Source organism: Bosea sp. NBC_00550 (genome assembly GCF_026020075.1).
In the GTDB taxonomy this organism is placed as follows: Bacteria; Pseudomonadota; Alphaproteobacteria; order Rhizobiales; family Beijerinckiaceae; genus Allobosea.
This window is the reverse complement of the sequence record NZ_CP102772.1, coordinates 5,602,950-5,615,976: the sequence shown is the minus strand read 5'-3', so window position 1 is coordinate 5,615,976 and position 13,027 is coordinate 5,602,950. Positions and strand designations below refer to the sequence as shown.

The following is a 13,027-nucleotide window of genomic DNA, read 5'->3' as shown; positions in this document are numbered from 1 at the left end:
CTTCACTCGGCCGCCACGGGAAGGAGGGCGGGCTTGGCATCCTGCGACTGCCAGCTTCGAAGTCCTGCGGGTCGCGCCCGGCGGTCCAGCCCATAATGTGTCGCCAGCCTCGCCAGAGCGATGCGGAGCACCACCTTGGCCGAGCGCGCCGGCCAGCGGCGTTCCTTCTCGACGAGATCGAGCCCCTTGAGGAAGCCGCAGACATCGATGGCGAGCCCAGACAGTTCCGGCCCCAACGTCTCGCAGGCCATCCTGACGCGCTGGCGCGCCGCGAGGGAGGTATCGGACGCTCCCCCCACGTCGCGAGGCCCCGGGCTGCGCTGCTCCGGTGTGAGCGCAGCGTCCCAATTCATCGTCGTGCGCGGCAGCATCTGTGCCAGGGTGATATCGGCCCGAAAACGTTCGCCGGCCGCGAATTCCTCGTCACCGATCTGCGGTTTTCCGTCCTTCCCCGGGCGGCGATAAAGCCAGAGCAACGGGCTCTCCCGCTCGTCCAGCGCGGGCCTGGCTTGATCGGATGTGTCCGAGCGCGCTTCCTCAACCTGCTGGTTGCCCTGGACATGCTCACACAGCCCGAGTCTCGCCGCCCTCCCCGCTCCAGTCCAGGCGACAGCTCCATCCGCGACCAGTGCGGCCGCCGTCTCCGCCGAAACATAGCCTGCGCCCAGGCTGGTGCCGCCCGCTTCCCGATAGAGGGCGATGCGGCCGCAGCCCAGCGGCGAGGCGACGGCATAGCATCCCGGCGCCGCCAGATGCCGCAGCAGGCGCGTCTGCTGGTTGCGATCCTGTTCGGTCGTCATCAGCATGCCCTCCCGGCGTGACGTTCCAAGCTGCTCTTCAAGGCGAGAAGCGCCGCCTCAAGCGCGTTGAGCCCGCATTCGAGGCGCAGATCGTCGCGCCGATCCTCGATCAGGGCGCAGGCATGCCGGACCGTCGTGCGGTCACGGCCGAAGCAGATGCCCACGCGTGTCAGGCTGAGACCGAAAGCGACATGGGCGAGATACATCGCCATTTGCCGCGCCAGAGCCTCCCGCTGCGGGCCGCGGGTAGCGCCCCGCATGCCGGCGAGATGAACCCGCGCCGTTGCGGCGACCGCGGCCTCGGCCAAACGCGCACCCGCCGCGGCATGCAAGGAAACGCAGCTCTGGATATTGCTTGAGTTCATGATATGTTCCTATTATCGACCCGCCGGTTTCCTCGATGGCGATTTCGATAATAGGATTATATTCTTAAATTCTGGCTGGCAAGCTCGGACTCGGCCTTATCCCCGGCTCCTGCCACGAGGTGACAGGCATGAAAAAGCCGCCGAGCGATCGGCGGCTTCCTCATTGCCAGATCCGGAGACCGGCGGGTCGGTTCAGCGACGCTTGCGGCGCTGCTGGCCGAGACCCATCTTCTTCGCAAGCTGGGAGCGCGCCTCGGCATAGTTCGGCGCGACCATCGGATAGTCAGGCGGCAGGCCCCACTTCTCGCGGTACTGCTCGGGCGACATGTTGTACTGCGTGCGCAGGTGCCGCTTCAGCGACTTGAACTTCTTGCCGTCTTCCAAGCAGATCAGGTAGTCGGCCGTGATCGACTTCTTCACCGGAATAGCGGGCTTCGGCGCCTCGATCTGAACGATCGGGGCAGCGCCGCCAATGACCCGGCTCAATGCCGAATGAACTTCGCTGATCAGAGCAGGCAGTTCGGATGCAGGCACGGAATTGTTCGAAACATAAGCGGAGACGATATCCGCTGTCAGCTCGATGAAGTCCGACCCCTCGTTATCGGCCATGGCGATGTCACTCCTTATCATTTTTGGAAGCGGTTTTCTGAGGATCGCCCGTTTTGCTCTGCCTGATTTGTGACCAAACTTTGCGATAGCGGATCAAGCACTACCACGTTCAGAGTCGGACAACGCGGACTGATCGGGATATGCGTTTAGTCCATGCCGACTATTCATGCAAGAGAACAATTCCCAACAATTGAAATTCTGGAACCTCTATAATTCAACCGCAGCGAGAGCAATTTTCACTGCACCGTAAAATCAAACGTACGATTTCGCATGCATCTTGCCAGAGTATGCACCCTGCTCTCTACCTGTCGCCACCACTATCGGAGAATTCCCATGCACTCGGGTCAGCATCGTCAGGTTCGCGGCGCGCCGCCATCAGGGTCGAGGGTGCCGAGAGCGGAAATCAGGACGAAGGAAACCGTCGTCCACGGCGTCGTGCTGCGCGACGACTATGACTGGCTGCGGGCATCGAACTGGAAGGACGTCCTCCGCGATCCCGATGCACTGCCAGACGACATCCGCGACTATCTCGAAGCCGAAAACGCGTATTGCAAGAACCTGATGGCCACGACGCGAGCGCTACAGCGCGACCTCGTCAAGGAAATGCGCGGACGGATCAAGGAAGACGATTCCAGCGTGCCGCAGCCGGATGGCCCGTTTCTCTACTATTCACGCTACCGCAAGGGCGCCGAGCGTCCTCTGATCTGCCGTCGCCCCCGCGATGAAGCCGTCGGCCCGAAGAAGGCGCGCGAGCAGATCATGCTCGATGCCGACGCCCTCTCCGAAGGGAAGGACTTCTTCGATCTCGGCGACACCGCGCATAGCCCGGACCAAAAGCTGCTGGCGTGGAGCGCCGACGAAGCCGGCTCGGAACTGCACACCATCCGCGTTCGCGACCTGGAAAGCGGCACGGACCTGCCGGACGAGGTCCGCGATACGACCGGCGACATCGTCTGGGCCAATGATTCGCGCGCGTTCTTCTATGTCGCTCTCGATGCCGACCATCGCCCGTCGCGGGTGCTGCGCCATCAACTGGGCACGCCGAGCAGCGCGGACGAGCTGCTGCATGACGAGGCGGATGCGGGCATGTTCGTCGACATCGACCGCACGCAATCCGGCCGCTTCCTGCTGATCACCATCGGCGACCACGAGACATCCGAGACGCGGGTGGTCGATCTCGACGACGCCACCGCCAGGCCGACCCTGATAGCTGCGCGCCAGATCGGCCGGCAATACGGGCTAGAGCATCATGGCGGCGACTTCCTGATCCTGACCAATGCCGACGAAGCCGAAGACTTCAAGATCGTCAGCGTGCCGGTGGCCGGACCCGCGCCCGAGCATTGGCGCGATCTGGTGCCGCACAAGCCGGGACGGCTGGTCATCAGCCATGTCTGCCTGAAGGGGCGCCTGATCCGCTTGGAACGCGAGGATGGCTTGCCGCGGATCATCGTCCGCGACCTCGCCAGCGGAGCGGAAAGCAGCATTGCCTTCGACGAAGAAGCCTATGGCCTCGGCATGGATGCCGGCTACGAATTCGACACCGATACGCTGCGCTTCATCTATGCTTCGATGGCGCGCCCGGCCGAGACCTACGACTACAACCTCGCGACAGGCGAGCGAAGCTTGCTGAAACGCCAGGAGATCCCTTCCGGCCATGATCCTGCCGCCTACAAGGTGCGCCGCATCTTCGCGACGGCCAAGGACGGTGCGCGCGTGCCGATCTCGATCCTGCATCGCGCCGATACGCCGCTCGACGGCTCGGCTCCCTGCCTGCTCTACGGCTACGGCTCCTATGGCTCGGCGATGTCCGCCTCGTTCCGGACGCGGCCGCTCAGCCTGGTCGATCGCGGCTTCGTCTATGCCATCGCCCATGTGCGCGGCGGCACGGACAAGGGTTGGCGCTGGTATCTCGACGGCAAGCGAGAGAACAAGCGCAACACCTTCACCGATTTCATCGCCGCTGCCGAAGCGCTGGCGGATGCCGGCTTCACCAGCCATGGCCGGATCGTCGCGGAAGGTGGCAGCGCCGGCGGCATGCTGATGGGCGCGGTCGCCAACATGGCACCTGAACTCTTCGCCGGCATCGTCGCGGAAGTGCCCTTCGTCGACGTGCTCAACACGATCCTCGACGACACGCTGCCGCTGACGCCGCCGGAATGGCCGGAATGGGGCGATCCGATCCGCGACGTGAAGGCGTTCGAGACGATCCGCAGCTATTCGCCCTATGACAACGTCGCGGCGCAGGACTACCCGCCGATCCTGGCGATGGGCGGGCTGACCGATCCGCGCGTGACCTATTGGGAACCGGCGAAATGGGTGGCGAGGCTGCGCGCCACGATGACGGGCGGCGGCCCGATCATGCTCCACACCAACATGGAAGCGGGCCATGGCGGTGCTGCGGGGCGGTTCGACTCGCTCAAGGAAACGGCTCTGGCCTATGCCTTCGCGATCCAGACGGCCGGGGATGGCTGGCCGTCGACGAAGGGCGTCTGATCAGACGCCCAGCCGGCTCTTCTCGCTGGCGAGATAGACCTTGAGCTCGTCCATCGAGGCGAAGCTGTACTCGCCGTCGGGCGTCCGGGCCTGGATCGAGCCGTCGGCATAGATGGTGAAATGGGCGTCGCCGACCTGATACGCGCCGACAATGCCCTCATCGGAAGCCGCGCGCTCCGACGACGGGGCCGGATCGTCCTCTGCCGCATCCTCGCCGGCCGCTACAGTCGTCGGGGGGGTCTCCTGCTCATCCTGCTCCGGCACGACCTCATGCTCCGGCAGAACATCGTCCGAAGCTGTCACCGCCTCCGGTTCTTCGTCAGGCTCCGCCACGACCTGCTCTGAGGCAGCCGTAAAATCCGGGGCTTCGGTCCGTGGGGGCCAGGGCAGCGAAGCTGCCTCGGGGGCATCCTCATCTGTGGGAGCGTGGGTCTCGAACCATGGCTCCTTGCGTGGCGAGGCCTTGTCCATCCAGGCCTCGGCCTGCGCGAACGGATCGGCCTCCGGCGCGAGCGAGGGCTCCACCCGCGTGTCGGCCCCGATGGGTTCGTTCAGATGGCCGGCCAGGCTCTCGCGCAGCAGGCTGAACTCGTCGAAGCCGGACGCGCTCCCGGTGACAGGCTTGTTTTCATCCTGTGCGGCAGGAAGATCGTCAGCATGTTCCTCAGAAGGCGGGGGGGCGACAACGATCGGCTCGGCCGCATGCGCGAGAGCTTCATCCTCCGCTACAGGCTGAATCTTCGCAGCGACGATCTCCGCCGGCTCATGGCTCTCCGTCGCGATCGCGATCGGCGCTTCCTCGGCCTCTTCGGCCTGTTCGAACGGCGCATCCTCGAACATGTCGGGCAGCGGTTCGGCGGGCTCGATCAACGCCGCTTCTTCCTGCACATCGTCCTGCTTCGCTTCCGCTTCCTCGAGGCGCCGTGCCACCAGCGTTCCGAACAGATCGCGCTCTGGGGTGGAAGCGCCCTCGGTCGCAGGCGGCGCCGTCTCCACGGCCGGCATCCCAAGCGTATCCGCCACCGCGCCGGCAGCGACGGCGCCGGCTGCCGCGCCGATGGCAGCGGGCGCGAGCACCGAACTTCCCGAGGCGCTGTCCGGACGCGCGGCCTCCCACGGCACGCGCACGACATCGACTGTAGCCGGCGCCTGCAAATCGGGCCGCATCTGCGCGGCTTCGGCCAGCGAACGCTTGAGCGTGCGGATCTCACGCAGGACCCAGGCGAGCGAGATAAGGATCAACCCGGCGCTGCTTGCGATCGAACCGATGATGACCTGGGTGAAACCGCGCTCGAGGACCAGATAGGGCCAGCCGTCATAGATGGCATAGGCGCCGCCACCGAAGAGAAAGAGGCCCAGAACGGTAAAAATCGCGATCAATTTCGCATCCTTGGCATGAGCCGCACCAGCGCTGGGACGCAGCGAAGGCGCATGACTATCTAACGTATTGAATAAGGGAGAGTTTCCAATCCGGACGGCTAAGAAGGAGGAATCTGGCGCGATTGTGGCCGCCTGTCGAGAAGACATGCGCATTTCGCAGTGGCAGCGGTTGTCGACCGGCGCCGGGGGGCTTAACTATCGCATGGAATGGCAGGGCTTCCCTGCCCCCGTCCAGTGATGGCAAGCCATTCTCATTCAAGCGATTTTCATAGCCCGAGGAGAGACCTCATGACTTTTACTCTTCCTGATCTTCCCTACGCCCATGATGCTCTCCAGCCCTTCATGTCGAAGGAGACGCTCGAGTACCACCACGACAAGCACCACCTCGCTTACGTCAACAACGGCAACAACGCGATCAAGGGCACGGAATTCGAAGGCAAGTCGCTGGAGGAGATCGTCAAGGGCTCCTACGGCAAGAACGCCCCCGTCTTCAACAATGCCGGCCAGCACTACAACCACCTCCATTTCTGGAAGTGGATGAAGCCGAATGGCGGCGGCAAGATCCCGGGCGCGCTCGAGAAGGCGATCGTCGATGCCTTCGGCTCGGTCGAGAAATTCAAGGAAGACTTCGCCGCGGCCGGCGTCGGCCAGTTCGGCTCCGGCTGGGCCTGGCTCGAGGTCAAGGGCGGCAAGCTCGCCGTCAGCAAGACCCCGAACGGCGAGAACCCCCTCGTCCATGGCGGCACGCCGATCCTCGGCGTCGACGTCTGGGAGCACTCCTACTACATCGACTACCGCAACCGTCGTCCCGATTATCTCAAGGCCTTCCTGGAGAGCCTGGTGAACTGGGACTACGTCGCGGAGCTCTACGACGCCGCCAAGGCCTGAGCCTTACCGCAGGCTGGAAATACAGACGGGGCCTTGCGGCCCCGTTTTTCGTTGCGGTGATGCGACTTCGCTCAGGCGGCGACGTTGCGCAGGAACTGGTCGACCGTCGAATCGAGACGCTGCGCCTGGGTGGCAACCTCGCTGGCGGCGCCTCGCACCTGCTCGGCCGAGCGGCCGGTCTCCTCGACACTGTCGGCGAGCACGCTGAGATCGCTCGACACCGAGAGCGAGGAGGAACTCGCCATCGCCACGCCGCTGGCGATCTCGCCGGTAGCGATCGCCTGCTGCTCGATCGAGGTCGCGACCGAGTTGGCGAACTTCTCGATGGCATTCATGCGCTCGGCGATGTTCTGGATCGCGCCGACGACCTGTCCGGTGGCGTCCTGGATCGCGGCGACCTGAGCGACGATACGGTCTGTCGCGTCCGCGGTCTGCGCCGCCAGCGACTTCACCTCGGAGGCGACGACGGCGAAACCACGCCCCGCCTCGCCCGCCCTCGCGGCCTCGATCGTGGCATTGAGCGCCAGCAGGTTGGTCTGCGCGGCGATGTCGCGGATCAGGTTGACCACCTCGCCGATGGCGCGCGCCGTCTCGTCGAGTTCGCGCACGGAGCCGGCCGTGTCGCGCGAGGCGGAAGCCGCCTCGACGATCTCGGTGCGGACGCGCCGCACCTGGAACTCGACCTCCCGAATCGCCGCGCCCATCTCCTCGGCCGCCTGCGCGGCATTCTCGACGTTGCCGGAGGCGCCATGGGCGTTGTCGGCGGCGCGAGCGGCGCGCTGGGACGATTCGGCGGCGACGCGCGCGAGCCCGTCCGAGGCTTCGCGCATCCGCTCGGCATTGTTCTTGAACGCTTCCAGCGCGAGCCCGACCTCGCTACGAAACGACGTGATCGCCATGTCGACGCCCTGCTGGCGGTCGCGCTGCTCGGCCTCCGACACGCTTTGCCTTTGCTGAAGCGTCGCACGCTCCGCCAACCGAACCTTGAGCACGCCGAGCGCTCGCGCAATCGCGCCGATCTCGTCGCGCCGCTCCAGCGCATCGATGGGCGTGTCCAGCTTGCCGTCGGAAATGCTGACGATCGATTTCGTCATGCTGCGCAGCGGCCGCATCGTCCGTGACAGCGAGAACCACAGCAGCGGCCCGAGCACGACCAGGATGAGGAGGCCAAGCCCGATGGTGACGAGTTGCTCCCAGGCCGCGCGAGCCACAAGCCGGGTCTTGTCGAAACGCAGCGCGACGTAGCCGATCAGCTTCTGCTGGTTGCCGACACGCACCGCATGAATCTTTGAGACGAAGACATCATCCTCGATCGTGATCTCTTCACGACCCTGCAGGACCTTCCACGGCTCCTCGCCGATGAGCTTGGCCAGCCATCGAGGCGTCAAAGAGAGACGGGCGTCCTCATTGCGTCCGGCCGAAGCCAGAGCGGAGAGATCATCGCCGACCAGGCCCGCATCGAAATCGGGATCGCGCCGAAGCGACGTCAGGATGTAGCCGAGCGTGTTGGTGTCGCGCGAGAGGATCAGGGACGGCGCCGCATTGACCACCATCAAGGTGAGCGCCGTGATCTTCTGATCCAGATCGGCGCGCGTGCGGGCATCGTTGTAGCGAGCGACCGCCATGACGACGAGGACGACCGCCACGGCCACGATCGCCACGGCGGCGGCAGCGATCTGCCGGCTGAGCGAGCCCAGGCCTCGCCCGACCGGCTGCGCCAACTCGCCCGCAGCGGAGGCGCGTCTGAACCACGTCATCGAGCCTGATATCCCCGAAATCCGGCGCAACAGCTGCAAAGCAGAGTGCCCAACTACCCTGGGCCAACATTCGCCGATCCCGGTAAACAAATCGCTTGCGCGCCAGTGGCGACGCAGATCAGCCCGCCAGCTCTGCAAAGCGGCGCAACGGCATGCCCGGAGGCGGTTGGAAAGCGGCGAGCGCGGCATGCTCGACGGGTCGCGTCGCAGTGACGGGATCGAGCCGTGCCAATTCGTCGTCGATGAAGCCGGGATGGCACATGACGAGATGGGCCGGGCCGGGATCGATCAGGAAGCGGGTGAGATCAGCGCCGAAATCGCGCTGAGGGTCGAAAGGCGCCACGCCGGAGAAGCCTCGATTGACGCGAAGCTGCCGCCGCAGCGCCGCGCTGCGGAAGCCAGTTGCGAGGCCCGCGATCACAAGCGACTTGCCGACCGCGACGCCGCGGGTCCGGATCGCCATCACACGGTCGGCCGGATCGCGCACATAGAGCGAGCCGGCCGGATAGCGCCGCGCCAGCAGGTCGAGCAGCGCCCGCCGGACACCCGGCAGGACATGGACATGCTGGTGGCCGTCGACGAAGTCGGGCGGACGCCCCAGCGCATCCTCGAAGGCGTCGAGCTGGCGCGCGATCTCGGCCGCGATCTCGGCCCGCACTGTCCCGGAGGAAGCAGCGGCGCGGGCGACATCCTTCAGGCCGGGCAGAGTGCCGCCCGGCGCGAGGCTGGGCATCTTCGTGATCGGCGCCGCGCAGGTGAGGTTGAGGTGGAGGCCGAGATCGGCCTTGCCGGCAAACGCCGCCAGCTCCGGCGCGAGCCGGCGCCAATGCGGACGGTTGGTCATCGCGCCGGTCGCCGTGAGCTTGCCGCGCCCGAGCAGGTCGAGGATGGCGCGGCTGACGCCATCGGTCAGGGCAAAATCATCGGCGCAGAGGATGAAGCCTTTCGCCATGCCGTTCGCTATTCCTCGTTCAGCTGCATCGCGCTATAGCGCGGCAGGCTTGTCGGCCGGCAAGCTTTAAGGTTCTGTGCCACGCGCGTCATCCGGCGATGACGCTGGAGCATTTCCGCGTTTCCCTGAATCGCGAAAATGCTCGAGCCGTTTGTTTTATCGCATTTTCTTTACGCGAACCGGTATCCACTTCGCTTGAAAATGCTCTAGCGCTGAAAGGGCGTCCGTGTCGGACATCGCGTCCAGCCCCGCTCCTGCCGCTACCGTTACCGGCACAGGCCGGCCGGAGCTCTCCGTCGTCGTGCCCGTGCACAACGAGGCGGAGAACCTGCCCTTGCTGGTGGAACGGCTGCGGACGGTCCTCGACGAGGCGGTCTCATCCTGGCAGCTCGTCTTCGTCGACGATGGCAGCCGTGATGAGACGCTGGCCGTCATCCGCGGCCTGAATGCCGCCGATCCGCGGATCAGCGCGGTCTCCTTCAGCCGGAACTTCGGCAAGGAGATCGCCATCGCCGCAGGGCTCGACCACGCCCTGGGCGATGCCGCGATCATCATGGATGCCGACCTCCAGCATCCGCCGGAGACCATCCCGGCCTTCCTGGCGAAATGGCGCGAGGGCTATCTCAACGTCTACGGCCAGCGCACCGACCGCGAGGACGAGACGCGGCTGAAGCGCAACTTCGCCAAGATGTTCTACCGCATCTTCGGCTATTTCGGCGAAACCCCGCTGCCGGAAGGCGCCGGCGATTTCCGCCTGCTCGACCGCAAGGCCGTCGATGCGCTACGGGCGCTGCCGGAGCGGGCGCGCTTCTCGAAGGGGCTCTATGCCTGGGTCGGCTTTCGATCCGTGGGCGTGCCCTTCCATGTCGCCGAGCGCGAGCACGGGCAGTCGAAATTTAAATACCGCAAGCTGTTCTCCTTCGCCTTCGACGGGCTTTCCTCCTTCTCCACAGTGCCGCTCAAGGTGGCGACGTGGTCGGGGGCTGTCATCGCGGTCATTGCGGCGTTGACGGCAGCCTACTTCCTGCTGCGGACGCTGCTTGTCGGCACCGACCTGCCGGGCTTCCCGTCGCTGATCGTCTCGATCATGTTCTTCTCAGGCATCCAGCTGCTTTCGCTCGGGATGATCGGGGAATATGTCGGGCGCATCTTCGCCGAGGTCAAACGCCGGCCGCTCTACCTGATCGGGGAACGAGTCGGTTTCGATGCGCGCACGGTCGACCATCCGCGCGGCGACGCGCTGCCGCCGCTGATCCGCTAGGCCTTCATGCTGAGAAACATCCTGTCGGTCGGCGGCTATACGCTGATCTCGCGTCTCACCGGCTTCGCGCGCGACATCATGCTGGCGGCCGTGCTCGGCGCCGGCGCGACGATGGACGCCTTCTCCGTCGCGCTGCGCCTGCCCAATCATTTCCGTGCCATCTTCGGCGAAGGCGCCTTCAACCAGGCCTATGTGCCGACCTATGCCCATGTCTTGGAACGGCAGGGCCAGGAGGCCGCCGGTCTCTTCGCCGACCGCCTCTTCACCGTTCTCCTTCTCGTACAGATCGTGCTGCTGGCGCTGATACTGCCACTCATGCCCTGGCTGGTGACGCTTCTGGCGCCCGGCTTCACTCGCGACCCCGCCGTCTTCGAGCTTGCGGTCGCGCTGACGCGGATCACCTTCCCCTATCTGCTGTTCGTGACCATGGTCACGTTCCTCGGCGCGACGCTGAACGCCGTCGAGCGCTATGCCGCATTCGCCGCCGCGCCGATCCTGTTCAACGTCGTCATCATGGCGGCGCTGGCCGTGCCGTTCCTGTTCCCGAGCGCGGCCCATGCCGCGGCCTGGGGCGTCGCGATCTCGGGCGTGGCGCAGTGGATCCTGCTCTACGTCGCGGCGAAGCGGGCCGGCGTCTCCAGCACGGTGGTCAAGCCGCATTTGGATGCCGGCGTCCGGCGCTTTCTGAAGGCGTTCGGCCCGGCCGTTATCGGCTCGGCCGGGGTGCAGATCGCAATCTTCGCCGATACGATCATCGCCTCGCTGCTGCCGCGCGGCGGCTATGCGGCGCTCTACTACGCCGAACGGCTCTACCAGCTCCCGCTAGGGCTGATCGCCATCGCGGTCGGCACCGTCGCGCTGACATCGATGAGCCGCGCTGTCGCGCGCGGCGACGAGGCTGCCGCCAATCGCGCGCAGAACCGTGCCATCGCGATCTCCCTCATCGCCAGCGCGCCCTTCGTCGCGGCCTTCGTAGCCGTGCCCGAGCTGATGGTGGCCGGACTGTTCCAGCGCGGCGCCTTCGACGCGCAGGCGAGCGCCGCGGCCGGCGCAGTGCTCTTTGCCTACGCGCTCGGCTTGCCGGCGATCGTGATGATTCGAACGCAGGTTTCGGCTTTCCAGTCACGCGGCGACACCAAGACGCCGATGCTGATCGCGCTCGCCGCCATCGCCTGCAATCTCGCGCTGAAGCTCCTGCTCTGGCGCGACTGGGGCGCGCCCGGTCTCGCGCTTGCGACCGCAGCCGGAGCCTGGGTCAACCTGCTGACGCTGTTCGTGCTGGCGCGGCGGCGCGGCTGGACACAGGTTGACCGGCGCTTGCCGGGCTTCGCGGCGATCGTTTGTATTGCAGCTGTCATCGCAGGGGCGCTGGCCTGGTGGGCTGCGCCGCTGGCGTTGCGGCTAACCGCCGCCCTGCCCTTCGAGCCGCTGCTGATGGCCGTCATGCTTCTGTCGGGGGCCGCGACCGTGGTTTACGCAGCACTCGCAGGCGGCGCGCTGAAGGCGACAGGGCTGCTCAGGCTGCTGCGCTGAAGCTCAGGCGAGGAAGCGATCGGCGCGACCGAGCAGCGCCGCAGCCTGTGCCACCATGCGCTCGACGATCTCGCTGGCGGTGGGGGATATCGGAGATCAGCCCCGCCGACTCGCCGAAGATGACGGCCGCCTTCTCGGGATCGCCAGCCATGAAGGCCTCGCGATAGGCCGGAGCTTCCGTCTCGATGGCCGCTTTCAGTTCGGCATCGCGGCCAGCCCATTTCGCGATGAAGGCGTTGTCGCTGACGCGGATGTCGAAAGGCTTCGGCCAGTCGAGCTGACGGGCGATATCGGGCAATGCGGAACGTATGGTCTCGTCGCCGCTTGCTGCTACGGCCATGATGGCGCTCATGCACCAGCGCCTCGCGGCTTGCCCAGAAGCGCGTACCGACGAGCACGCCGTCGGCGCCGAGCATCAGGGCCGCGGCGAGTCCGCGCCCGTCGGCGATGCCACCGGCTGCGAGCAGCAGCGTGTCGGGGCTTTCGCGAGCGATAAGGTCGGCCGCCTCCGGCACGAAGGGCAGCGTCGCGCGGCGATGGCCATGGCCGCCGGCCTCGGCGCCCTGTGCGACGATGATCGCGGCACCGGCATCGAGCGCCTGCCGGACATGTGCGATCGACTGGCACTGGCAGATCAGCGGCACGCCGGCGGCCGCGATCTCGGCGGCGAAGGGGGTGGGATCGCCGAAGGAGAGCATCAGCGCGGCCGGCTTGTGGGCCAGCGCCTGGGTCAGAAGTTCGGGCTTCCCTGCCATCGACCAGGTGATGAAGCCGCAGCCGACCTGAGTGTTGCCGGCAGCGGTGAATTGCTGCTCGATCCAGGCGCCGTCGCCATAGCCCCCGCCGATCAGGCCGAGGCCGCCCGCCCGGGTGACGGCGGCGGCGAGCACCCCGCCGCCTGCCAACGCCATCGGCGCCGACAGGATCGGGTGGGCGATGCCAAGCCGCTCGGTCAGCCGCGTGGCGAGACGCGCCATGTCAGGAGGCCG

The 13,027-nt window shown here is 66.1% G+C and carries 11 protein-coding genes; 4 read left to right on the top strand and 7 right to left on the bottom strand.

The genetic code is table 11. The annotated features are described in order from the left end of the window. Window positions 1-2: 2 nt before the first annotated feature. The 3 genes from NWE53_RS26670 to NWE53_RS26660 form a co-directional block, all read right to left on the bottom strand. Entirely contained in the window at window positions 3-800 is a 798-nt protein-coding gene (locus tag NWE53_RS26670) for a DUF6456 domain-containing protein (RefSeq protein ID WP_265052302.1), read from the bottom strand. Continuing rightward, on the bottom strand, window positions 800-1,165 hold the full coding sequence (locus NWE53_RS26665) for a helix-turn-helix domain-containing protein (RefSeq protein ID WP_265052301.1): 366 nt from the start codon (window positions 1,163-1,165) through the stop codon (window positions 800-802). Before NWE53_RS26665 ends, NWE53_RS26670 begins: the two co-directional genes overlap by 1 nt. Before the next feature lie 192 nt (window positions 1,166-1,357). Then, window positions 1,358-1,774 (bottom strand): Ros/MucR family transcriptional regulator, encoded by a 417-nt coding sequence (locus NWE53_RS26660; protein ID WP_265052300.1) that lies wholly within the window; start codon window positions 1,772-1,774, stop codon window positions 1,358-1,360. Window positions 1,775-2,107: 333 nt separating this feature from the next. On the opposite strand from NWE53_RS26660, the gene NWE53_RS26655 reads away from it, so the two are divergent. Further along, window positions 2,108-4,267, top strand: coding sequence for a S9 family peptidase (locus NWE53_RS26655; RefSeq protein WP_265052299.1), 2,160 nt, complete (start codon window positions 2,108-2,110; stop codon window positions 4,265-4,267). Here NWE53_RS26655 and NWE53_RS26650 read toward each other — a convergent pair whose 3' ends face one another. Then, window positions 4,268-5,647, bottom strand: coding sequence for a hypothetical protein (locus tag NWE53_RS26650; protein ID WP_265052298.1), 1,380 nt, complete (start codon window positions 5,645-5,647; stop codon window positions 4,268-4,270). It lies immediately after the preceding gene. A gap of 288 nt (window positions 5,648-5,935) precedes the next feature. Between NWE53_RS26650 and NWE53_RS26645 the strand changes: the two genes are divergently transcribed. Further along, the gene (locus NWE53_RS26645) at window positions 5,936-6,535 is read left to right on the top strand and encodes a superoxide dismutase (protein WP_265052297.1); all 600 of its coding nucleotides are present in this window, start codon (window positions 5,936-5,938) and stop codon (window positions 6,533-6,535) included. Between the two features lie 71 nt (window positions 6,536-6,606). Here the strand turns inward: NWE53_RS26645 and NWE53_RS26640 are convergent, their stop codons facing one another. Together NWE53_RS26640 and NWE53_RS26635 are read right to left on the bottom strand one after the other, a co-directional pair. Beyond that, entirely contained in the window at window positions 6,607-8,481 is a 1,875-nt protein-coding gene (locus tag NWE53_RS26640) for a methyl-accepting chemotaxis protein (RefSeq protein WP_265052296.1), read from the bottom strand. Further along, window positions 8,411-9,244 (bottom strand): ChbG/HpnK family deacetylase, encoded by an 834-nt coding sequence (locus NWE53_RS26635; protein WP_265052295.1) that lies wholly within the window; start codon window positions 9,242-9,244, stop codon window positions 8,411-8,413. Before NWE53_RS26635 ends, NWE53_RS26640 begins: the two co-directional genes overlap by 71 nt. 235 nt (window positions 9,245-9,479) lie before the next feature. On the opposite strand from NWE53_RS26635, the gene NWE53_RS26630 reads away from it, so the two are divergent. Both NWE53_RS26630 and murJ read left to right on the top strand, forming a co-directional pair. Then, window positions 9,480-10,505, top strand: coding sequence for a glycosyltransferase family 2 protein (locus tag NWE53_RS26630; RefSeq protein WP_442865062.1), 1,026 nt, complete (start codon window positions 9,480-9,482; stop codon window positions 10,503-10,505). A 6-nt stretch (window positions 10,506-10,511) separates the two neighbouring features. Further along, window positions 10,512-12,038 (top strand): murein biosynthesis integral membrane protein MurJ, encoded by a 1,527-nt coding sequence (gene murJ, locus NWE53_RS26625; protein WP_265052293.1) that lies wholly within the window; start codon window positions 10,512-10,514, stop codon window positions 12,036-12,038. Here murJ and NWE53_RS26620 read toward each other — a convergent pair. After that, on the bottom strand, window positions 11,978-13,015 hold the full coding sequence (locus NWE53_RS26620) for a nitronate monooxygenase (protein WP_320109541.1): 1,038 nt from the start codon (window positions 13,013-13,015) through the stop codon (window positions 11,978-11,980). The two genes, murJ and NWE53_RS26620, sit on opposite strands and share 61 nt — an antisense overlap. Between the last annotated feature and the right edge of the window lie 12 nt (window positions 13,016-13,027).